The sequence below is a fragment of the Microcoleus sp. A2-C3 genome (assembly GCF_036706065.1).
Classification (GTDB): Bacteria; Cyanobacteriota; Cyanobacteriia; order Cyanobacteriales; family Microcoleaceae; genus Microcoleus.
Window position 1 is genome coordinate 74494 of the sequence record NZ_JAUBVX010000008.1, and the last position, 25080, is coordinate 99573.

General features: G+C 42.8%; 5 protein-coding genes. All 5 read left to right on the forward strand.

Features of this window, described 5'->3' with window-relative positions; genetic code table 11:
* Positions 1-59: 59 nt before the first annotated feature.
* Positions 60-5987 (forward strand): trifunctional serine/threonine-protein kinase/ATP-binding protein/sensor histidine kinase, encoded by a 5928-nt coding sequence (locus tag QUB66_RS06930; RefSeq protein ID WP_332967005.1) that lies wholly within the window; start codon positions 60-62, stop codon positions 5985-5987.
* A gap of 71 nt (positions 5988-6058) precedes the next feature.
* Positions 6059-11956 (forward strand): AAA family ATPase, encoded by a 5898-nt coding sequence (locus QUB66_RS06935; protein ID WP_332967007.1) that lies wholly within the window; start codon positions 6059-6061, stop codon positions 11954-11956.
* 80 nt (positions 11957-12036) lie between these two features.
* Entirely contained in the window at positions 12037-17439 is a 5403-nt protein-coding gene (locus tag QUB66_RS06940; RefSeq protein WP_332967008.1) for a trifunctional serine/threonine-protein kinase/ATP-binding protein/sensor histidine kinase, read from the forward strand.
* An 80-nt stretch (positions 17440-17519) separates the two neighbouring features.
* Positions 17520-23480 carry a trifunctional serine/threonine-protein kinase/ATP-binding protein/sensor histidine kinase gene (locus QUB66_RS06945; RefSeq protein WP_332967009.1) on the forward strand — a complete coding sequence of 1987 codons (5961 nt, stop codon included), beginning with the start codon at positions 17520-17522 and terminating at the stop codon, positions 23478-23480.
* Between the two features lie 251 nt (positions 23481-23731).
* On the forward strand, positions 23732-25080 hold a 1349-nt coding region (locus QUB66_RS06950; protein WP_332967011.1), incomplete at its 3' end, for a calcium-binding protein.

The window sequence follows — 25080 nt, forward strand, 5'->3', positions numbered from 1 at the left end:
TTTTCCTGACTTTCATACTCATTAACAAACCACTCACTAATTTTATGGAAAGAATAGCCATGAATAACTCCCACCAAAATCAGAACCAAAGCACAAACAGTCAAATTTTCAACTATCAAATTATTCAAACAATTTATGACGGGACTCGCACCTTAGTTTATCAAGCCATCCGTACCGATGACCAACTACCGGTTATTATCAAACTACTGAAAAACGACTATCCCACCTTCAGCGAACTCGTGCAGTTTCGCAATCAATATACCATGGCTAAAAATCTCAACTTGCCCGGAATTATCCAAACCTACAGCTTGGAAGCCTACCAAAACAGCTATGCGCTAGTAATGGAAGACTTCGGTGGAATCTCTCTAAAACAATGGGTGGAACAAGGGGAAACTCCGCCCGATTTAAGCGACTTTTTGCAAGTGGCGATCGACATCAGCAACATCTTAGATATACTCGGACGCCACCGGATAATTCACAAAGACATTAAACCAGCCAATATTTTAATCAATCCCGAAACCAAACAAGTTAAACTAATCGACTTTAGTATTGCATCACTATTATCAAAAGAAACCCAAACTCTGCTCAATTTCCATGTGTTAGAAGGAACACTTGCTTACATTTCTCCCGAACAAACCGGAAGAATGAACAGAGGAATTGACTACAGGACTGACTTTTATTCTTTAGGTATTACCTTCTACGAATTACTGACAAACGAGTTACCATTTCAATCAAATGACCCGATGGAGTTAGTGCATTGCCATATCGCCAAAGCAGCACCATTAGTAAATGCTATTAACCCACAAATTCCATCTGTACTCTCAGAAATTGTCAGCAAATTGATGGCAAAAAATGCGGAAGACCGCTATCAGAGTGCGTTAGGGCTGAAAACCGATCTAGAAAAATGTTTAGATAGGCTTAAAGAAACTGGGGAAATTCAGAGTTTTGAAATTGCACAAAGGGATCTGTGCGATCGATTCCTAATTCCCGAAAAACTTTACGGACGAGAAGCTGAAGTATCAACACTGCTGCAAGCATTCGATCGAGTCAGTCTTGGCGCAACAGAAATGATGCTGGTAGCTGGTTTTTCTGGGATTGGTAAAACAGCAGTAGTCAACGAAGTGCATAAACCGATCGTGCGCCAACGCGGTTATTTTATCAAAGGCAAATATGACCAATTTCAGCGTAACATTCCCTTTAGTGCCTTCGTGCAAGCCTTTCGGGATTTAATGGGGCAATTGCTGAGTGAAAGCGATGCCCAAATCAAACAATGGAAAACTAAGATTTTAGAAGCCCTCGGTGACAGCGGACAAGTCATTATTGAAGTCGTTCCCGAAGTAGAAATAATTATCGGTCAACAGCCACCTGCTCCAGAATTAGCAGGAACAGCAGCAAAAAATAGATTTAATTTATTGTTTCAAAAATTCACCCAAGTCTTTACCAGCGTAGAACATCCCTTAGTGATATTTTTAGATGATTTGCAATGGGCAGATTTGGCATCACTGAACTTAATGCAGCTTTTAATGGCTGATACAAGTCATCTTTTATTAATTGGTGCGTACCGTGATAATGAAGTCAACCCAGTACATCCATTAATCTTGGCTTTGAGCGAAATCAAAAAAACACAATCGACTATTAATACGATTGTTTTAGCACCCTTGACTCAAGTAATAGTAAATCAATTAGTTAGTGAAACGCTGAAATGTACAAGAATTTTTGCAGGTACTCTTTCACAATTAATATATCAAAAAACTAAAGGAAATCCGTTTTTTGCAACTCAACTTCTCAAAGCATTACATCAAGAAAATTTCATTAAATTTGATTTTGATGCGGGCTGCTGGCAATGCGACCTTGCTCAAGTGAATCAGCAACTGCTTACAGATGATGTTGTAACTTTTATGGCATTGCAGTTACAAAAATTGCCACCATCGACTCAAAATGTATTAAAGTTAGCTGCTTGTATTGGTAATCAGTTTGATTTAGCTATTTTGGCAATTGTTTCGGAACATTCAGAAATAGAAACTGCTGCTGAGTTGTGGAAAGCATTAGAAGAAGGATTGATTTTACCGAGTAGTGATGTTTATAAATTTTATCAACAAGAGTCATTAGTCAATAGTCATCTTACCCTGAACGAAGTCGAAGGATGGTCATCTGTAGACGAAGAACAACAAATGACCAATGACGGAGTACAAATGACAGCTACCTACAAATTTTTACATGACCGAGTACAACAAGCGGCTTATTCTTTGATTCCCGACTATCAAAAACAAGCAACTCATCTCAAAATTGGACAGTTACTTAGGCAAAACTTATCAGAAATAGAACAAGAGGAAAAACTGTTTGATATTGTCGAGCATTTGAACAAAGGAATTAAGTTAATTACTGAACCGAGAGAACAAGAAATATTAGCTCAACTAAATTTTAAAGCTGGAGGTAAGGCGATAAATTCTACAGCATACGCAGCAGCAAGGACATATTTCCAAATAGGAATCGAGCTACTACAAACAAACTGTTGGCACAGCCAGTATGAATTGACTTTGAACCTCCATATTGCGGCGGCTGAAGCTAGTTATTTGAATAGTGATTTTGAGGGCATGGAACAGATAACAACAGTCGTGTTGCGATCGGCTCAAACGATTTTAGATAAAATAAAAATTTATGAAATTCAAATTGCAGCGCAAGTTTTACAAAGTAATGTGGTGGAGGCGATCGCTATTGGCAGAAAAGCTTTAGAGCAATTGGGGGTTGAACTGCCTACAGAACCTGATCAATCCAAGACTAGCAGAATGCTACAAAGCCTTGCCACCCAACTCGAAGGTAGACAAATTGAAGACTTGAGCGATCTGCCATTAATGACCGATCCTAACGCTCAGGCTGCAATGGAATTGATGGCAATGTTGTTTTCACCAATTATTCAAGGAATGCCCGGTTTATTGCCATTGCTAAGTTCGATGATGGTGAATTTATCTCTTCGATCGGGCAATACCGTGGCATCAATAACTGGGTATGGTATTCACGGCATGGTATTGTGTGCTTTCTTGGAAGATCCTTCCGCAGGCTATGCTTTTGGTAAATTGGCTCTAAGTTTACTGGAAAAATTTAATATACAAAAGATTAAATCCGCTGTGATGTCTCTATTTGGTTGCTTTATTCAACATTACCGAGAGCGGTTAGATGCCACGATTCCGACTCTGAAAACAGCTTACCAGACTGGCATAGAAACTGGAGATTTTTTACACGCTGGTTTTGCTCTCGGTGGTCACAGTAATGGCAGGTTTTTTAGCGGTGAAGAACTGAATAGTTTTATTCAAGACATGGCTAATTATAGTGTGGCATTGGCTCAGGTGAAACAAGAATCTGCTCGAGTATATGTAAATTTAGGAAAACAAGCAGCAGAAAACTTGATTGAATTAGTCAGTCAACCATATTGCTTGCTCGGCAATGCTTATAATGAAACGTTGATGCTAAGTAAGCACCAGCAGGATAACGATTTAACAGCGATCGCGCAAGCCTATATCTACAAACTGCTGCTTGCTTACTATTTTGGTAATTATACAGATGCACGCAACTATATTGCCCAAGCCAAGCTGTGTTTAATGGCAGTATCGGGATCGATTTTTGTTCCTATTTTCCATTTTTATGCCGCGCTAACTCATCTAGCACTCTTCCCTACCCAACCAGAACCGGAGCAAGCCGAACTGCTTGCTGTTGCTGCCACCCATCAAACGATTCTGCACCAGTGGGCGCACCATGCCCCGATGAACCACTTGCATAAATGGTATCTAGTGGAGGCTGAGCGTTATCGAGTTTTGGGTGAAAAAAATGCAGCCAGCGAGTGTTATGACCGAGCCATAAATCTGGCTCAAGAACATCAATTTATCAACGAAGAAGCTCTCGCAAATGAATTGGCCGCCAAGTTTTATTTGCAATGGAATAAACCGCGCATCGCCCAAGAATACGCGATTGAAGCTTACTATGGCTATGCTCGCTGGGGTGCTAAAGCCAAAGTCGCCGACTTGGAAAAATACTATCGGCAATTACTTGCTCCCGTATTACAGCAAACTCGTTCTGCTCTTTGCACTAAGGAAACTATCTTCGCCTTGGGAACTTTGACATCTACCAATTCCGCCAGTTCTAGCAGTGCTTATGTGGCTTTAGATTTAGCTGCGATTCTCAAAGCTTCCCATACTATCTCAGGTGAAATTGAACTCGAAAAACTCCTTTCATCGTTGCTTTCCATTGTCATCGAAAATGCGGGAGCCGATAAATGCGTGTTAATGCTGTTGCGAGACGATCGCCTGTTAATTAAAGGCTTGATTACCCTGGGGACAGAGGCTGTCGTGTTGCAGCGCCTTCCCATTGAAGAGAGTCAAGATATTCCCCTGAAGTTGATTTACAAAGTCTTGCACAACAGGCAGACTGCCGTAATAGTTGATGCGAGTGCCGATCTGACTTTAGCAAATGACCCTTATATCATGCGCCAGCAGCCGAAGAGTATTTTGTGCAGCCCGATTTTGCATCAAGGGAAGTTGATGGGCATTTTATATCTAGAAAATAATTTAGCAAAGGGTGCTTTCACGAGCGATCGCGTTGAACTGCTCAATTTGCTATGCGCTCAAGCTGCTATTTCTTTAGAAAATGCCCAACTTTATGAGCGATCGCAGCATTATGCTCAACAATTAGAGCGATCGCTCGATCGGTTGAGTGCAGAACAATCTCGGTTGCAAGCATCCCAGCAACGACTCCAGCTATTGGTTAAGCAAACTCCAGTAGCCGTCATAGAGTGGGATATCAATTTTCTGGCTACTGACTGGAACCCAGCAGCAGAAAGAATCTTTGGCTATACCAAGCAGGAGGCTTTGGGTCGTCACTTCACATTTATCGTTCCTGAAGTGATTCAAGCACAACTAAAGGGAGTCAGCGTCGATATTATATCGCAGCAGGGTGGTAATTACAGTATTAATGAAAATCTTACAAAGGATGGCAAAACGATTATTTGTGTTTGGTATAACAATGTACTTATGAATGCAGATGGCGAGTTAATAGGAGTTGCTTCGCTGGCAGATGATATTACCGATCGTCAAGAAGCAGAACTTGCCTTAGAGCAGAAATCCCTTGCCTTAGAAAATGCCTTAAACTCATTACAGCAAGCCCAAATTCAAATTGTCCAAAGTGAAAAAATGTCGGCCCTAGGTAACTTGGTCGCCGGAGTTGCCCACGAAATCAACAATCCCGTCGGCTGCATTATTGGCAACGTTGGTGCTGTCCAAGATTCCATCAACGACCTATTTGGGCTGATTGACCTCTACAACGATAAATTCCCTCAACCAGGGACTGAAATTGAAGAGGAATTAGAGACAATTGACCTAGAATATTTACGCTCTGATTTACCCAAGTTAATCAGAGCAATGAAAGATGGAGGCGATCGCATCACCAGCATCAGCAAGAGTCTCCGCACTTTCTCCCGTGCCGATAGCGACCAAAAACAAAAGTTCAACCTCCACGAAGGGATTGATAGCACCATCTTGATTTTACGCCATCGCCTCAAGGCCAATGATACTCGTCCCGCGATTGAAGTTGTCACCAACTACGGGAATATTCCGGCGATCGAATGCTTCCCCGGACAATTAAATCAGGTGTTTATGAATATTATAGCTAATGCTATTGATGCTTTAGAAGAATCAAATATCGGTCTAAGTTTTGCAGAAATCAAAGCGAATCCTAACTGTATAACCATTCAAACATCGGTCGAAAATAAACAGGTAAAAATTGCCATCACTGATAATGCTAAGGGGATGAGTGAGGAGGTAAAATCAAAGATTTTTGACCATTTATTTACTACGAAAACTGTCGGAAAAGGTACGGGATTAGGACTGGCGATCGCGCGGCAAATTGTCGTAGAAAAACATGGCGGTTCCCTGAACGTTAATTCTATACTGGGATCGGGAACAAAATTTATCATCACTTTACCCCTTCAGGAAAAATAAACAGATTAACTTTTCCCTGACATTCAGACTCATTCAACAAACCCATCATTAACTTTCCGCCAATAATAACAATGAATAACTCCTCCACAAACTACAACCTAACGACAACCCATCAAATTCCCCACTATCAAATTGTTGAAACTGTTTATTCAGGAAGTCGAACCGTAGTCTACCGAGCCCTTCGTACCAAAGATCGACTACCTGTCGTCATCAAACTGCTGAAAAATGAGTATCCTAGCTTCAGCGAACTGGTGCAGTTTCGCAACCAGTATACCATTTCCAAAAACCTTCATCAACCTGGAATTATCCAGACCTATAGCCTGGAGCCCTATCAAAATGGCTATGCCTTAGTCATGGAAGACTTTGGGGGGATTTCTCTGAAAGAATGGGCAATGAGCGGAAATCTACAATCAGTACAGGAGTTTTTAACTTTAGCGATCGCACTGTGCAACACCTTAGATATATTGTATCGGGAGCGGATTATACATAAAGACATCAAACCCGCCAATATTCTTATTAATCCTGAAACAAAGCAAGTTAAATTAATTGACTTCAGTATTGCATCTCTGCTACCACGAGAAACCCAATCCCTGCTTAACCCCAATGTTTTAGAAGGAACACTTGCTTATATTTCTCCCGAACAAACAGGAAGGATGAATCGGGGAATTGACTACCGTACAGATTTTTATTCCTTGGGTGTAACTTTCTACGAATTACTGACAGGAGAATTACCTTTTCAATCAAATGATGCGATGGAATTAGTACATTATCATATTGCGAAACCAGCACCAAATATGAATCAACCTCACCCCAACAGGTTGCCGTTGGCGGGTGAGGTTGATTTTCCTATTCCCCAAGTCCTTTGTGATATCGTCATGAAACTGATGGCGAAAAATGCTGAAGATAGATATCAAAGTGCTTTAGGGTTGAAATATGATTTAGAAAAATGTTTAACTCAACTCAAAGAAACTGGTGAAATTCAGAGTTTTGAAATAGCTCAGAGGGATCAGTGCGATCGCTTTATCATCCCTGACAAACTTTATGGACGAGAAGCTGAAGTATCAACCCTCCTCCAAGCATTTGAAAGAGTCAGCCTTGGTGCAACGGAAATGATGCTGGTAGCTGGTTTTTCTGGGATTGGTAAAACAGCAGTAGTCAACGAAGTTCATAAACCCATTGTGCGGCAACGCGGTTATTTTATTAAAGGGAAATATGACCAATTTCAGCGGAATATTCCCTTCAGTGCATTTGTCCAAGCATTCCGGGATTTAATGGAGCAATTGCTAACCGAAAGTGACGCACAAATCCAGCAATGGAAAAACCAAATATTAGATGCTGTTGGCGAAAATGGACAGGTAATTATTGAAGTCATCCCGGAATTAGAACGGATTATTGGTAAGCAATCACCAGCAGTGGAATTATCAGGAACGGCGGCACAGAATAGATTTAATTTATTGTTCCAGAAATTTACCCAAGTTTTTACAAGCATTGAACATCCCTTAGTGATGTTCTTAGATGATTTGCAATGGGCTGATTCAGCATCACTGAATTTAATGCAGTTATTAATGGCTGATACAAGCCATCTGTTCTTAATTGGTGCATACCGTGATAACGAAGTCAATCCAGCACATCCATTGATGTTGACTTTGAGTGAAATTGCCAAAACACAAGGCACGATTGATACGATTACTCTAGCACCTCTGAGTGAAATCCAAATAAATCAATTAGTTGCGGACACCCTGAAATGTCCAGAAAAATTAGCATGGAATCTTTCTCAACTCATATCTAAAAAAACACAAGGTAATCCATTTTTTGCGACTCAGTTTCTCAAAGCATTGCATCAAGATAAGCTGATTGAATTTAACTTTGAGTTGGGGTGTTGGGAATGTGACATTACACAGGTAACTCAGCAAGCGGTTACAGATGACATTGTGGCCTTTATGGCATTGCAATTAGGAAAACTACCGCCATCAACTCAACAGGTGTTACAACTAGCAGCTTGTATTGGCAATCAGTTCGATCTAGCAACTTTGGCAATTGTTTCAGAACAGTCAGAGGTAGAAACAGCAGATTCTTTGTGGAAAGCATTACAGTCAGGGTTGATTTTACCGATTAGTGATGTTTATAAGTTTTATGTCGGGCAAGAAACTCTAGCAGTTCCTCAAGAAAATAAACAGACTGTTACATACAAATTTTTACACGATCGAGTACAGCAGGCTGCCTATTCCCTGATTCCCGATGACCAAAAACAGACGACTCATTACCAAATTGGACAACTGCTGCTTGCTAAAATATCACCAGAAGTCAGAGAAGAGCGAATCTTTGAATTAGTTGATCAATTAAACTATGGAACGGCATTAATTAGCGAACAAAAAGAACGAGATGAACTGGCTAAATTAAATTTGATAGCCTGTCGCAAAGCCCGAAGTGCAACGGCCTACCAAGCTGGTCGCGAATATGCCCGCATTGGCTTGTCTTTATTAGGAGAAACAGCTTGGCAACAGCACTACGATCTTACCCTCACTTTCCACGACCTTGCGGCAGAATTGGCTTCTCTGTGGGGGGATTTTTCAGAGATGGAGCAGTGGGTCGAAACGATTTTTTCCCAAACGCGATCGCCCATCGAGCAGGTTAATGCCTGCTTAACCACCATTTTCGCCAAAATTGCCCAAAAACAACCCGCCGAAGCGATCGCGATCGCTCTAGACTTTTTGAGTAAATTGGGAGTTGTTCTCCCCGAATGCCCCACGGAAGAAGAGATTCAGCAGTCTCTTACAGAAGTAACTCAATTGATGGAAGGACGGAATATTGAAGCATTAATCCACCTTCCTCAGATGACAGATCGGCAAAATATTGCCATTGTCGAACTTGCAAATTGTATTATGCCCGCCGCTTATATCTGCGGTTCTCCTTTATATTCCCTCGTGGCGGCCTTATCTGTCAAACAATCGATTCAATATGGCAATACCGCCGCCTCTGCTTTTGGTTATGCGGCTTACGGACTCATTACTTGCAATATTTTACAAGATGCGATCGCCGGGGTGAAATTCGGTCGGTTAGCCCTCCAACTCGTCTCCGACTTAAATGCTAAAACAGTCAAACCGGAAGTGTTGGTGATGGTGGGAGTCTCTCTATTACACCGTAATGCTCCCGTTCGGGAAATTCTAGGAGTCTTACAAGAAGGATATGAGACCGCCCTCGAAGTGGGCAATTTAGAATTTGTCGGCTACGCGGCTCACCAGTTTTGTCTCACTTCTTTTTGGTGTGGTCAGCCTCTAGCCTCCTTAGAACAAGAAACTCGCGCCTATTACAAAGGATTGGTATATTTTAATCAATTGATACCGGCCAGTTGGTGTCGAATCCATTGGCAATCTATGTTAAATTTGCTGGGCACTGCGGAACATCCCGGAGTGTTGTCTGGAGAAGCCCTGCAAGAAGCGGAGTTTTTGCTACAGTCTGCCAATGATTTGTATGGCTTGTATTTCTTCCATTTATACAAGCTCATGTTATGTTACCTTTTTGAAGACATCGAAGCGGCACAAAACTGTGCTGTTGAGGCTGGGCGTTTTGTTATAGCTGCTACGGGAAGTATTGGCGAACCGCTATTTTATTTTTATGATTCTTTAATGGCTTTAGCGATGTGGAAGTTGCAAGATCGAAATTGCGCTCTCTTCGCGAGTTCAGAAATTGGCCAACGAGTAGAAAAAAACCAAACTAAACTGCGACAACAATGGGCAAATAATGCTCCCATGAACCATCAACATAAAGTCGATTTAGTGGAAGCAGAAAAATGTCGGGTGTTGGGACAAAAATTAGAAGCAATGGAACTCTACGACAAAGCGATTATCGGTGCAAAAGCCAATGAATTTATTCACGAAGAAGCCTTAGCTAATGAACTGGCAGCTAAATTTTACCTCGACTGGGATAAACAGCGCATCGCTGGGGAATACATGACGAACGCCTACTATGGCTATGCTCGTTGGGGCGCTAAAGCTAAAGTTGCCGACTTGGAAAGACGCTATCGGCAACTGCTTGCTCCCATCCTCCAACAAACCCGTTCTCCCCTGTCAACGCACGAAACTATCTTCGCCTTGGGGAGTGTGACATCCACAATTTCCGCTACATCCAGCAGTAGCAGTGTCTCTGGGGTTTTAGATTTAGCTGCTATTCTCAAAGCTTCCCAAGCTATCTCAGGCGAAATTGAACTGTCCAAACTACTTTCATCGTTACTTTCTATTGTCATCGAAAATGCTGGAGCTGATAAATGTGTGTTAATGCTCTTGCGAGACGATCGCCTGCTAATTAAAGGCTCGATCACCCTGGGGACAGAGCCAGTCGTGTTGCAGCGCTTTCCTATTGAAGAGAGTCAAGATATTCCCCTGAAATTGATTTACAAAGTCAAGCACAACAGGCAGACTACTGTAATAGTTGATGCGACTGCCGATCTGACTTTAGCTAATGACCCGTATATCATTCGTCAGCAGCCGTATAGTATTTTGTGCAGCCCGATTTTGCATCAAGGGAAGTTGATGGGTATTTTATATTTAGAAAATAATTTAGCAACGGGGGCGTTCACGCGCGATCGCGTGGAACTGCTCAATTTGCTATGCGCTCAAGCTGCTATTTCCCTAGAAAATGCCCAACTTTATGAGCGATCGCAGCATTATGCTCAACAACTAGAGCGATCGTTTAATGAGTTAAGTGCCGCTCAGTCTCGCTTCCATAACTTGGTAGACAATTTACCGGGGATAGTTTATCAATCCCACATGAGTACCGAGGGGATGCTGTCACTGAACTACATCAGTGCTGACTGTTACAGCTTACTAGAAATTACCCCTGAGCAAGCCATGTCTAATGTCGAGTTTTTCGAGAATCTGGTGCATCCAGAGGATATGGCAAGTTATCAGCAGGTCACGAATCAGGCTATGAAAACCCAAGCTCCTTGGGAGTGGGAAGGGAGGATTGTCACGTCATCTGGAACTGTTAAGTGGATTCATGGGGAATCAAGAACTGAAAAGCGGGCTGATGGTTCAATAGTCTGGGATGGATTATTTTTGGATATTAGCGATCGCAAACAAGCAGAAATTGCCCTACAGCAGAAATCCCTTGCCTTAGAAAATGCCTTAAACTCGTTACAGCAAGCCCAGCTCCAAATTGTCCAAAGTGAAAAAATGTCAGCCTTGGGGAACTTAGTCGCCGGGGTAGCCCACGAAATCAACAATCCCGTCGGCTGTATTATTGGCAACGTTGGTGCTGTCCAAGATTCCATCAATGACCTATTTGGGCTGATTGACCTCTACAACGATAAATTTCCTCAACCAGGGACTGAAATTGAAGAGGAATTAGAGACAATTGACCTAGAATATTTACGCTCTGATTTACCCAAGTTAATCAGAGCAATGAAAGATGGAGGCGATCGCATCACCAGCATCAGCAAGAGTCTCCGCACTTTCTCCCGTGCTGATAGCGACCAAAAACAAAAGTTCAACCTCCACGAAGGGATTGATAGTACCATCTTGATTTTACGCCATCGCCTCAAAGCTAATGAGACTCGTCCGGCGATTGAAGTTGTCACAAACTACGGGAAAATTCCGGCGATCAATTGCTTTCCCGGTCAATTAAATCAGGTGTTTATGAATATTCTTGCCAATGCGATAGATGCGTTGGATGAATCAAATATAGGTCGGACTTTTGCCGATATTCAGGCGAATTTTAACTGCATTTCCATTACAACCTCCGTCGAAAATAATCTGGTTAAAATCACTATTACTGATAATGGAAAGGGGATGAATTCAGAGGTAAAACAAAAAATATTTGACCATTTGTTTACTACAAAAGCCGTTGGCAAAGGAACAGGATTGGGATTGGCGATCGCAAAGTCTATTGTGGTCGAAAAACATGGCGGTTCCCTGAACGTTAATTCTATACTGGGATCGGGAACAGAATTTATCATCACCTTACCCCTTTAGGGAAGATAAACAGATAAACTTTTCCCTGACATTCAGACTCATTCAACAAACCCATCATTAACTTTCCGCCAATAATAACAATGAATAACTCCTCCACAAACCACAACCTAACGACAACCTATCAAATTCCCAACTATCAAATTGTCGAAACCGTTTATTCAGGGAGTCGAACCGTAGTATATCGGGCCATCCGTACAAAAGATCGACTACCTGTCGTCATTAAACTCCTGAAAAATGAGTATCCAACTTTCAGCGAACTGGTGCAGTTTCGCAACCAGTATACCATTTCCAAAAACCTTCATCAACCTGGAATTATCCAGACCTATAGCCTGGAGCCCTATCAAAATGGCTATGCCTTAGTCATGGAAGACTTTGGGGGGATTTCTCTGAAAGAATGGGCAATGAGCGGTAATCTACAATCTTTACACGAGTTTTTAACTTTAGCGATCGCACTGTGCAACACCTTAGATCTATTGTACCGGGAGCGGATTATACATAAAGACATCAAACCCGCCAATATTCTTATTAATCCTGAAACCAAACAAGTCAAATTAATTGACTTTAGTATAGCATCTTTACTCCCACGAGAAACACAGACACTTGTCAATCCTAATGTTTTAGAAGGGACACTAGCTTATATTTCTCCAGAACAAACAGGGAGAATGAACCGGGGAATCGACTACCGCACAGATTTCTATTCTTTGGGTGTAACTTTCTACGAGTTACTCACTGGAGTTTTACCATTTCAATCAAACGATCCGATGGAGTTGGTGCATTGTCATATTGGGAAACTTCCACCCCTAGTACATGAAATTAATCCAGAAATTCCGTCTGTAGTCTCAGAAATCGTCAGCAAATTGATGGCAAAAAATGCCGAAGATAGATATCAGAGTGCATTGGGACTAAAGTTTGATTTAGAAAAATGTTTAACTCAAATTCAAGAAACGGGTTCGATTGATAACTTTGATGTTGGGATGAGGGATCAGTGCGATCGCTTTATCATCCCTGACAAACTTTATGGAAGAGAAGCCGAAGTATCAACCCTACTCCAAGCGTTTGAACGTGTTAGCCAAGGTGCAACAGAAATGATGCTGGTAGCTGGGTTTTCGGGAATTGGAAAAACCGCAGTTATCAACGAAGTTCATAAACCCATTGTGCGGCAACGCGGTTATTTTATCAAAGGCAAATTTGACCAATTCAACCGCAATATTCCCTTCTCTGCCTTTGTGCAAGTATTCCGCGATTTAATGTGGCAGTTGCTTAGTGAAAGCGATCGCGAATTACACATCTGGAAAACTCAGATTCTTCAGGCGTTAGGTGACAATGGACAGGTAATGATTGAGGTGATTCCCGAATTAGAACGCATCATTGGTAAGCAAGTACCTGCGCCAGAATTATCAGGAACGGCGGCACAAAATAGATTTAATTTACTATTTCAGAAGTTCATTCAAGTCTTCACAACTAAAGAACATCCCTTAGTGATATTTTTGGATGATTTACAGTGGGCTGATTCTGCCTCACTCAATTTGATGCAAATCTTGATGAATGAGTTGGACAGCCACTATTTATTGATGATCGGGGCTTACAGAGATAATGAAGTTTCACCAGTGCATCCCTTAATGTTGACATTGGATGCGATCGCCAACGCCACCATCAATACGATTACCTTACATCCCCTCAGTCAAGGTAGCTTGAACAAGCTAGTTGCTGACACTCTCAACTGCCATATCTTGAGCGCACAAGCCTTAGCAGAACTGATTGCTGTCAAAACAAAAGGTAATCCCTTTTTTGCTACTCAGTTTCTCAAAGCATTGTATCAAGATGGATTGATTCAGTTCGATCGCAACTTGGGGCATTGGCAGTGCGATATTGCTCAAGTCAGAGCCTTAGCAGTCACTGATGATGTCGTGGAATTTATGGCATCACAGTTACAAAAACTGCCGAATTATACCCAAGATATTCTCAAATTAGCCGCTTGTATTGGCGCACAGTTCGATTTGAATACGCTGGCGATCGTCTCTGAGCAATCTGAATCTGATGCCGCCGTCGCCCTCTGGAAAGCCTTACAGGAAGGGTTGATCATCCCCCAAAGTGAAATTTATAAGTTCTATGTGGGCGAACTGGATATAACCCAAAACACACAAACTGAAACGCTCAATTATAAGTTCCTCCACGATCGCGTCCAACAAGCTGCTTATTCCTTGATTCCAGAAGCAAAAAAACAAGTAACCCATCTCAAAATTGGACAATTACTATTGGATAGTTGTTCGCAATTAGAGCAGGAAGAAAAACTGTTTGATATTGTTAGACATTTAAATGAAGGAATTGAATTAATCACACAATCGCAGGAACGAGAAGCCTTAGCTCAACTTAATTTAAAAGCTGGGAAAAAAGCCAGAAATTCTACAGCCTACGCCGCCGCAAGGGGTTATCTAAAAACAGGGATTGAGCTATTACAACCAGACTGCTGGAAAACAGAGTACGAATTAGCCTTGAATCTCCATGTGGCGGCAACGGAAGCAAGCCATTTGAGTGGTGATTTTGAGGATATGGAACATCTTGCTGCATTAGTATTGCAGCAGGCGCAGACAATTTTTGACAAAGTGAAAATTTACGAAATTCAAATCGCTGCACAAACATCCCAAAACAAAATATTAGAGGCGATCGCAGTGGGAAGAAACGCCCTAGCCCAATTAGGAGTAGAACTCGCCACGGAAGTAGACGAAGCCAAGATTGGTAAAGCCTTACAAGATATTGGCAGCCAACTCCGGGGAAGAGAAATTAGCGAGTTGATTGATTTGCCTGTGATGAGCGATCGCACTGCAATCGCCGCCATGCAACTATTAGGAGTATTGTTTGCACCCCTATTGGTGGGAATGCCAGGTTTACTGCCCCTCTTGGGCGCAACGATGGTGAAGTTGTCGCTCCAGTTTGGCAATGCCCCCGCCTCGACGGCAGGATATGGGCTTCATGGCATGGTGCTGTGTGCCTTTTTGGGCGAAGTCGAAACAGGCTACGAGTTTGGTAGATTAGCACTCTCGTTGGTGGAGAGGTTGAATGCTCAGTCCATGAAGTCCCTCACTCTAAACTTATTTGGGGCTTTTATCCAACATCATCAGCAAGCGGTATTGGCAACGCTACCGACGCTGAAAGATGGCTACACCACTGGCATAGAAACAGGCAATTTTCTCTACGCTGGCTACAACGTAACAGGTTACGCCTATAATGCGCTGTTTGCAGGTGTAGAGGTGGACGCATTGTTATCCGAATTGGCTGCTTACAATGTTGTCCTAGCTCAGATCAAACAAGATTCGGCGCATATTTATTCGGACATGGTGCGACAAACGTTGGAGCATTTGAGAGAAACGGTGAGCCAACCAGATTGCTTAACTGGCACTATCTATGATGAGACGCTGATGCTGCCGAAGCACCAGCAAGATAACGATCTTACCTCGATCGCCATTGTCTACATCTACAAACTGCTGCTTGCCTACTACTTTGGCAATTATCAGGCTGCCTTGAACTACATCACCCCAGTCAAGTCCCATTTGATGGCAGTATCGGGAATGGTTTTTATTCCCAGTTTCCATTTTTATGCCGCGCTAACTCATCTGGCACTCTTCCCCATCCAGCCAGAACCAGAGCAAGCCGAAATACTTGAGCGAGCAGCAAGCCATGAAATAATTTTGCATCGCTGGGCGCAGAATGCCCCGATGAATCACCAACATAAGGTGGATTTGGTAGCAGCAGAAAAATGTCGAGTCTTAGGCAAAAATTATGAAGCAGGGGATTACTACGATCGCGCCATTTTTGGAGCAAAAGCCAACGAATATATTAACGAAGAAGCTTTAGCCAACGAACTAGCAGCCAAATTCTATCTCAACTGGGGTAAAGAGAAAGTTGCCGCAGGTTATATGCAGGAAGCCTATTACTGTTATTCCCGTTGGGGAGCCAAAGCCAAAACTGATGATTTGGAAAACCGCTATCCCGAATTGCTCCGCCCGATTTTGCAGCAGTCCGAACCCTCGGTGACAATGTTAGGCACACTAACAACGATCGCATCTCCCGGCTATTCCCTTCACTCCAACACCCGCAAAAGTTCTAGCAGTTCCAGCATCAATACAACCCTCGATTTTGCTGCCATTCTCAAAGCCTCCCAAGCACTTTCGAGGACGATTCAGTTAGAGGATCTGATCCACCAACTGACCCAAGTTATTCTGCAAAATTCGGGGGGCGATCGCTGTGCGTTAATCTTACCTTCGGAGAATCAAGTCTGGGAAGTGCGGGCGATCGCCACACCCACCGAAACTCTACTCTACTCCGAACCCCTGGAAAACAACCCCAATCTCCCCGTCAAACTGATTCAATATGTCAAAAACACTCACAAAGTCGTGGTGATTGACGATCTAGAAACCGATTTACCCGTAATTGATAATTATTTGACACTACAGCAGCCTAAAAGTGTGCTGTGTTTACCCGTTCTCAATCAAGGAAATTTGGTCGGTATTTTGTATCTCAACAATCGCTTAACCAGTGGTGTGTTTACCAGCGATCGCATCATTATTCTCGACTTTCTCTGCTCCCAAGTGGCTATTTCTCTAGAAAATGCCCGGCTTTACAATCAAGTCAAGCAGACCCTCACCGACCTGCAAAATGCTCAATTACAAATAGTCCAAAGTGAAAAAATGTCAGCCTTGGGGAACTTAGTTGCCGGTGTCGCTCACGAAATCAACAATCCCGTCGGCTGTATTATTGGCAACGTTGGTGCTGTCCAAGATTCCATCAATGATCTATTTGGGCTGATTGACCTCTATCAAGAGGAACTCCCGCAACCTAGCCCCACCATTGAAGAAGAATTAGAGACAATTGACCTAGAATATTTACGCTCTGATTTACCCAAGTTAATCAGAGCGATGAAAGATGGGGGCGATCGCATCACCAGCATCAGCAAGAGTCTCCGCACTTTCTCCCGTGCCGATAGCGACCAAAAACAAAAGTTCAACATCCATGAAGGGATTGATAGCACCATCTTGATTTTACGCCATCGCCTCAAGGCCAATGATACTCGTCCCGCGATTGAAGTTGTCACCAACTACGGGAATATTCCGGCGATCGAATGCTTCCCCGGACAATTAAATCAGGTGTTTATGAATATTATAGCTAATGCGATCGATGCGTTAGATGAATCAAATATAGGTCGGACTTTTGCCGAAATCCAGGCTAATCATAACTGCATTTTTATTACAAGCTTCGTAGAAAATAATCTCGTTAAAATCACTATTGTTGACAATGGAAAAGGAATGAATGAAGAGGTAAAACAAAAAATTTTCGAGCATTTGTTTACGACTAAAGCTGTTGGTAAAGGAACAGGATTAGGATTGGCGATCGCGCGGCAAATTGTGGTGGACAAACACGGCGGTTCAATTCACGTCAATTCAACACCGGGAGCGGGAACAGAATTTATCATCAGCTTACCAACTTAAGTAGAGCGAAACAGTTAATTTTTTTCCTGACTTTCATACTCATTAACAAACCACTCACTAATTTTATGGAAAGAATAGCCATGAATAACTCCCACCAAAATCAGAACCAAAGCACAAACAGTCAAATTTTCAACTATCAAATTATTCAAACAATTTATGACGGGACTCGCACCTTAGTTTATCAAGCCATCCGTACCGATGACCAACTACCGGTTATTATCAAACTACTGAAAAACGAGTATCCCACCTTCAGCGAACTGGTGCAGTTTCGCAATCAATACACTATTGCTAAAAACCTTAACTCCCCCCTGATTATCCAAACCTACAGTCTAGAACCATATCAAAATGGCTATGCCTTAGTGATGGAGGACTTTGGCGGGATTTCTCTATCTGCTTATCTCCAAGTAGCAACCGATCAAAACCAACTTGCTAAATCTTTATCTTTAGCAGAATTTCTCAACCTGGGTATACAACTGACAGATATTCTAAACTATCTCTCTCAAAATCGAGTCATTCACAAAGATATTAAACCCGCTAATATTCTGATTAATCCCGACACCAAACAAATTAAACTAATTGACTTTAGCATTTCTTCCCTGCTGCCACGAGAAACCCAAGAAATCCAGAATCTTAATGTCTTAGAAGGAACATTAGCCTATCTCTCTCCAGAACAAACCGGACGGATGAATCGAGGCATTGACTATCGTAGCGACTTTTATGCCCTTGGTGTCACCTTTTATCAATTATTAACAGGACAGTTACCATTTATCTCTGACGATGCAATGGAATTGGTGCATTGTCATCTAGCAAAACAGTCAATACCCATCCATCAAATTAATAGCAAAATTCCCATAATTTTGTCACAAATGATAAGTAAATTGATGGCAAAAAATGCCGAACACCGCTATCAGAGTGCATTAGGATTAAAACATGATTTAGAGATTTGTCTAGCTCAACTAGAAAAAACGGGTAACATTGACACCTTTAAATTAGGACTGGGAGATATTACAGACCGATTCCTCATACCAGAAAAACTCTACGGTAGAAAAATTGAAGTTGATAATCTATTAGCTGCGTTTGAACGAGTCGCTAACCCCCCTGAGTCGCCCCTTAATAAGGGGGGACATAGGGGGGTAGAAATGATGCTAGTGGCAGGGTTTTCTGGGATTGGTAAAACGGCGGTAGTAAATGAAGTTCACAAGCCAATTGTCAGACAACGGGGCTATTTCATCAAAGGCAAATACGACCAATTTCAGCGTAATATTCCCTTTTCAGCCTTTCTGCAAGCCTTCCGCGATTTGATGGGGCAATTGTTATCAGAATCAGATACTCAGTTACAAATATGGAAAAGCAAGATTTTGACAGCAGTTGGCGATAACGGACAAGTCTTGATTGATGTAATTCCTGAGTTAGAACGCATCATTGGTAAACAGCAAATAGCACCAGAACTATCGGGAAATGCAGCCCAAAATCGCTTCAATATGCTGATGCAAAAATTTGTGCAAGTATTTACACAAGCCGAACATCCTTTAGTAATGTTTTTAGATGATTTGCAGTGGGTAGATTCGGCATCATTGAAATTGTTGCAACTGTTGATGGAAGATACGGGACATTTATTGGTGTTAGGTGCTTATCGGGATAACGAAGTTTCTCCTACTCATCCATTTATTTTGACAGTGGATGATATTCAAAAAACGGGGGCAACAGTGAATATAATTACCTTAGCTCCCTTGCAAAAAGATGACATTAATCAATTGATTTCAGATACTCTTAGTTGCGAACCAGAGATTTCCAAACCTCTGAAAAAACTGGTATATCAAAAAACTCAAGGTAATCCATTTTTTGCTACGCAATTCCTCAAGGCGTTACATGACGATGGGCTGATTACTTTTGACCCCCCTCAGTCCCCCACCCCATCCGGCTTCCCCTTGTCAAGGGGGAGGATCAAAGAGGGAAGACAAGGGGGGTGGCAGTGTGATATTGCACAAATCAAAGCCTTAGCACTCACCGATGATGTAGTAGAGTTTATGGCGTTGCAATTGCAGAAATTGCCGATAGAAACTCAGGATATTCTTAAATTAGCCGCTTGTATTGGAGCGCAGTTTGATTTAGCTACTTTGGCAATTGTCAGTGAAAAGTCGCCAGAAGTTGCTGCTACTGCTTTATGGAAATCTTTGCAAGAGGGCTTGATTATTCCGACTACAGAAGCTTATAAGTTTTTTACTCAATCTGATAATGAATTGGTTTTTAGTGCAGCGGCTAATCCGACTTATCGGTTTTTGCACGATCGCGTCCAACAAGCTGCTTATTCGCTAATTCCTGAAGATCAAAAACAAGCAACTCATCTCAAAATCGGACAATTACTCCTACAAAATTCCTCAGAGATAGAGCCAGAGGAAAAACTGTTTGATATTGTCGGGCATTTGAATTTGGGAATTGAGTCGATAGAGAAACCTAGTGAACGAGAAGCATTAGCTCAACTAAACTTAAAAGCTGGACGTAAAGCCAGAAGTTCTACGGCATACACAGCAGCAAGGATATATCTGCAAATAGGGATTGATTTACTCACAATCAATTGCTGGGTTGATCAGTATGAATTAACTCTAAATCTCTATGTTGCATCTGCCGAAGCTGCCTATTTGAATGCTGACTTTGATGGCATGGAAAAAATGGCAGAACAGGTGTTACAAAAAGCTCAGACGATTTTAGATAAAGTTAAAATTTACGAAATTTCAATCGGCGCCCAGACAGCCCAAAGCCAGATGTTAGAAGCGATCGCAATAGGAAGAGATGCACTGGAGCAATTGGGTGTTAAACTCCCCACCGAAACTGATGAAACCAAAATTGGCAAAGCACTACAAAACCTTGCCAGCCAACTCCAGGGTAGACGGATTGAAGAATTGGTTGACCTACCAATGATGAGTGATGCGACAACTCAGGCAGCAATACAACTATTGGGAACTTTATTTCCCCCCGTTTTTCTGGGAATGCCGGGATTGCTACCCGTGCTTAGCTCCAGGATGGTGAGTTTATCGATCGAATTTGGGAATGCACCCGCATCGACTGTGGGATACGCAATTCACGGAATGGTATTGTGTGCCTTTTTGGGAGATGTGGAAACGGGCTATAGCTTTGGTAAATTGGCGATGAATGTGCTCAATCGATTCAATGTACGCGAACTAAATGCCACAATTCCCGCTTTTTTTGGGAGCTTTATTCAGCATCACCAAGAACCTATAAGGGCAACGATACCGACGCTGAAAGGTAGCTATACGGCTGCTATAGAAACAGGAAATTTTTTACAATCTGGCTATAGCATACTCAATTACCTAGAATCCAACCTTTTCGGAGGGGTGGAACTGGAGAATTGGGAGACCGAAATAACAACTTATAGTGCTGTTATGGCACAGGCGAAACAATATTCGGCTCAGGCTTATTTTGATATGATGCAGCAGACTGTTAATAACTTGAGGAAAGTCTGTATTCTATCGGATTGCTTAATCGGCCCGACCTACGATGAAACGGTGATGCTTCCTAAGCATCATCAGAATAATGAACTCACGGCGATCGCTAAAGCCTATGTTTATAAACTATTACTTGCCTATTCTTTTGGCAACAATACGTCTGCCTTAGACTACATTGCCAAAACGCAGCCATATTTGATGGCAATATCCGGATTGATTCAAGTTCCAATTTTTCATTTCTATGCAGCCTTGACGCACCTAGCAATTTTCCCCACAAAGCCAGAGCAAGAGCCATCCGAAATACTCGCCCTGGTGGAAACTCATCAAACTACTCTGCACCAGTGGGCGAAAAATGCTCCTATGAATTATTTGCATAAATGGTATTTAGTTGAAGCAGAAAAATATCGGATTTTGGGTAATAAAGCCGATGCAATAGAGTTGTACGATCACGCCATATCCCTAGCTCAAGAAAATCAGTTTCTCAACGAAGAAGGACTGGCCAATGAACTGACCGCTAAGTTTTATCTGAATTGGGGTAAAGAAAAGGTCGCTCAAGCCTACATGATTGAGGCGTATTACTGTTATGCCCGATGGGGAGCTAAAGCCAAAGTTATTTATTTAGAAAAACGTTATCCCCAACTCCTCGATCCTCTCCTTCAGCAATCCCGATTCTCTACCTCTTTCAAGGAAAATATTACGCGAGGAACGATCGCTTCCAGTAACACTTCTAGCAGTGCCTATGAAGTTCTAGATTTGGCAACTATGTTCAAGGCTTCTCAAGTCATTTCTGGGGAGATGGAACTTGATAAACTATTGACTACTCTATTACAAATAGTGGTCACAAATGCTGGAGCAAGTAAGTGCGTCTTACTGCTAAAACAAGATACTGAGTTACAGGTAGCAGCCTTTATGGAAGAGGGACAAGAACCGCAGATCTTACCACCGATGCCGCTAGAATCAAGTCAGGATGTGGCGATCGCTTTGGTGAATACTGTTAAGCGGAGTTTGAAACCTCTGGTACTGGTTGATGCGAGGGTAAATGCTGAGTTTTGTGGCGATCGATATATTGCACAGCACCAGCCTAAAAGTGTCCTTTGCAGTCCAATTCTCAATCAAGGTAAGTTGATTGGAATTTTATACTTGGAAAATAACCTAACGGTTGGGGCATTTACAAGCGATCGCGTGGAACTGCTCAATTTGCTATGCGCTCAAGCTGCTATTTCCCTAGAAAATGCGCGACTCTATGAAAATTCTCAAAAATATACACAACAGTTAGCACAATCTCTAGCAAAATTGCAGGCGAGTGAAATCCGTTTCCAAAATTTGGCAAATAATATTCCTGGTACGGTGTACCAATTACGTCTGGGGGCTGACGGTTCAATTTCAACACCTTATGTCAGCTCTGGCTGTTTCGACTTATATGAGTTAGCACCAGAGTTAGTAATGTCAGGTGTACATAGTCTTAACGCTATGCATCATCCTGATGATGACCTAACTATTACACAAGTAATGATCGCCTCTGGCCAAAATCTAACACCATTTGAGCAAGAATGGCGTATTATTGTGCCTTCAGGAATCGTAAAATGGGTTTGCTGTGCTGCTAGGCCAGCGCGTCAAGCAGATGGTGCAATCTTATGGGATGGAGTGGTAATTGATATTAGCGATCGCAAGCGAGCAGAACTTGCTGTGCAGCAAAAGACGCAAGATTTAGCAGAAGCATTAACCGAGTTACAAAACGCTCAATTACAAATAGTCCAAAGTGAAAAAATGTCCGCACTGGGTAATCTTGTGGCTGGGGTAGCTCACGAAATGAATAATCCTTTGGGTTTTATTTCTGCTAGTCTCCACCAAGCCAAACCCACCTTTAATGACATTCTTGAACACTTAGAACTATATCAAGAAACGCTAACAGAGCCAACTGAGGAAATTATCGCTCATGCCGAAGAAATTGACTTGAATTATAGCTTGGAAGACTTCCCAAAAGTCATTGATGCCATGTCTATCGCGTGCGACAGGTTAAGTAAGATCAGCACTTCACTCCGAACATTCTCTCGTGCAGATCGCGATCATAAAGTTCTTTTCAACATTCATGAAGGCATTGATAGCACGATTTTGATTCTCAAACATCGTCTGAAAGCCAATGATCAACGTCCCGCTATTGAAGTGATTACCAACTATGGCAATTTACCTCAAATCGAGTGTTTCCCGGGACAACTAAATCAGGTGTTTATGAATATCTTGGCTAATGCCATTGACGCATTAGATGAGTCAAATGTTGGACGAAGTTTTCAGTCAATTAAAGCCAATCTCAACCGAATTACTGTTACCACTTCAACTGCCGACAATTTCGTGAAAATTACCATTTCTGATAATGGTAATGGAATGAGTGAAGAGCTAAAACAAAAGATATTTGACCATTTATTTACCACGAAGGCGGTAGGAAAAGGTACTGGGTTGGGGTTGGCGATCGCCCGCCAGATTGTAGTCGAAACCCACGGCGGCACAATTGAGGTGAATTCCGATCGGGGAAGTGGCACTGAATTTGCGATATTTTTACCTGTTAGCGAACAAAATTAGAAGCCATTCGTCATTTAATAAAATAGGTTCGTAGCGCGGACTTTAGGCCGCTGAAATTGATGCGGACTCGCATTCCGCACTACAAACCTATTGATTGATCGCCCATCAAGACACTCGCACCAATCTCCCCCGCTGCTTCGCGACTATTGCCAAAATCTCAACTATGCTAACGTAGGCAAGCAGTAATGCCCTGCTACCAAGGCTATTAACCTAATTTAAAGAATTCTTTTATTGAGGAGCGGTGTATCCCTATGGCAAATCTGATCGGCACAGACAGCAACGACTTTATTCTAGGAACTCCGCAGGGCGATCGAATTCGCGCTTTAGATGGCGATGACACGCTCCTGGGCGCCAGTGGAGATGACACCCTAGAGGGGGACGCGGGCAACGACCAACTGCTCGGAGGCGACGGAGCAGATTCGCTGTTTGGGGGCGAAGGAAATGACGAACTCATTGGCAACCAAGGCCGCGATTTTGCTTTAGGCGGAAACGGCGACGACTCAATTTTCGGCGGTTTAGGCAACGACATCATCGAAGGCAACGATGGGTTAGACACCTTATTCGGAGATGCCGGCGACGACGTGATTCGCGGCAACGCGGGCTTTGATGTGATTGCCGGCGGTACTGGCAATGACAGCCTGGTGGGGGGTGACGGAGACGATTCGGTGTTTGGGAATGGTGATAACGACTATCTCTACGGAGATATCGGGAACGATTCTCTCAACGGCGGTAGCGGCGGAGATCAACTGTTTGGGGGTGACGGCAACGACTATTTGGCCGGCAGCGACGGCGACGACACTTTGTACGGTAATGCTGACGCCGATTCGCTGTTGGGAGAATCCGGCAACGATCAACTATTCGGCGGCAAGGCTGACGATACACTTTCTGGTGGCAGCGGTTTGGATACCATTCGTGGCGATCAAGGCGACGACTGTCTGATGGGAGATGAAGGTAATGACTTCCTGTTTGGGGGCAAAGGTAATGATGTTCTCGACGGCGGTTTTGCCGATGATTCCTTGGTCGGAGGTCTGGGCGACGATACAATTTTGGGCAGTTTCGGTAATGATAATTTATTTGGGGCTGAGGGTAATGATTCTCTGGTTGGAGGTGAGGGTTCGGATACTCTGACTGGCGGTAGCGGCAGCGATGTCTTTGGATTGGGAGCGGGCCCGGGAAGTTTGGTTTTAATTACTGATTACAATGAGGCTGAGGATTTCTTTGGACTGCCGAGCACTTTATCTTTCAGTCAACTGCAAGTCAGCCAAGGTAACGGCGCTAATCTCAGAGATACGGTAATTACGATCGACGGCAAGCTGTTAGCAATTTTGGTCAACACTCCGTCGGCGCTGATCGATGCTACTGATTTTATCAGTGTGAGTGGGACGTTTGCCCCCAGGCCGACGACAACGACAACTACTACGACAACTATTACGACTACTACGGGAACGGAAACGACTCCGACTCCGACGACTACGACTCCAACTCCGACGACTACGACTCCGACTCCGACGACTACGACTCCAACTCCGACGACTACGACTCCAACTCCGACGACTACGACTCCAACTCCGACGACTACGACTCCAACTCCGACGACTAC

Bases quoted from the DNA above. Each gene is read 5' to 3' on its own strand.
- QUB66_RS06935 (WP_332967007.1), top strand. From the start codon at position 6,059: ATGAATAACTCCTCCACAAACTACAACCTAACGACAACCCATCAAATT.
- QUB66_RS06940 (WP_332967008.1), top strand. From the start codon at position 12,037: ATGAATAACTCCTCCACAAACCACAACCTAACGACAACCTATCAAATT.
- QUB66_RS06945 (WP_332967009.1), top strand. From the start codon at position 17,520: ATGAATAACTCCCACCAAAATCAGAACCAAAGCACAAACAGTCAAATT.
- QUB66_RS06930 (WP_332967005.1), top strand. From the start codon at position 60: ATGAATAACTCCCACCAAAATCAGAACCAAAGCACAAACAGTCAAATT.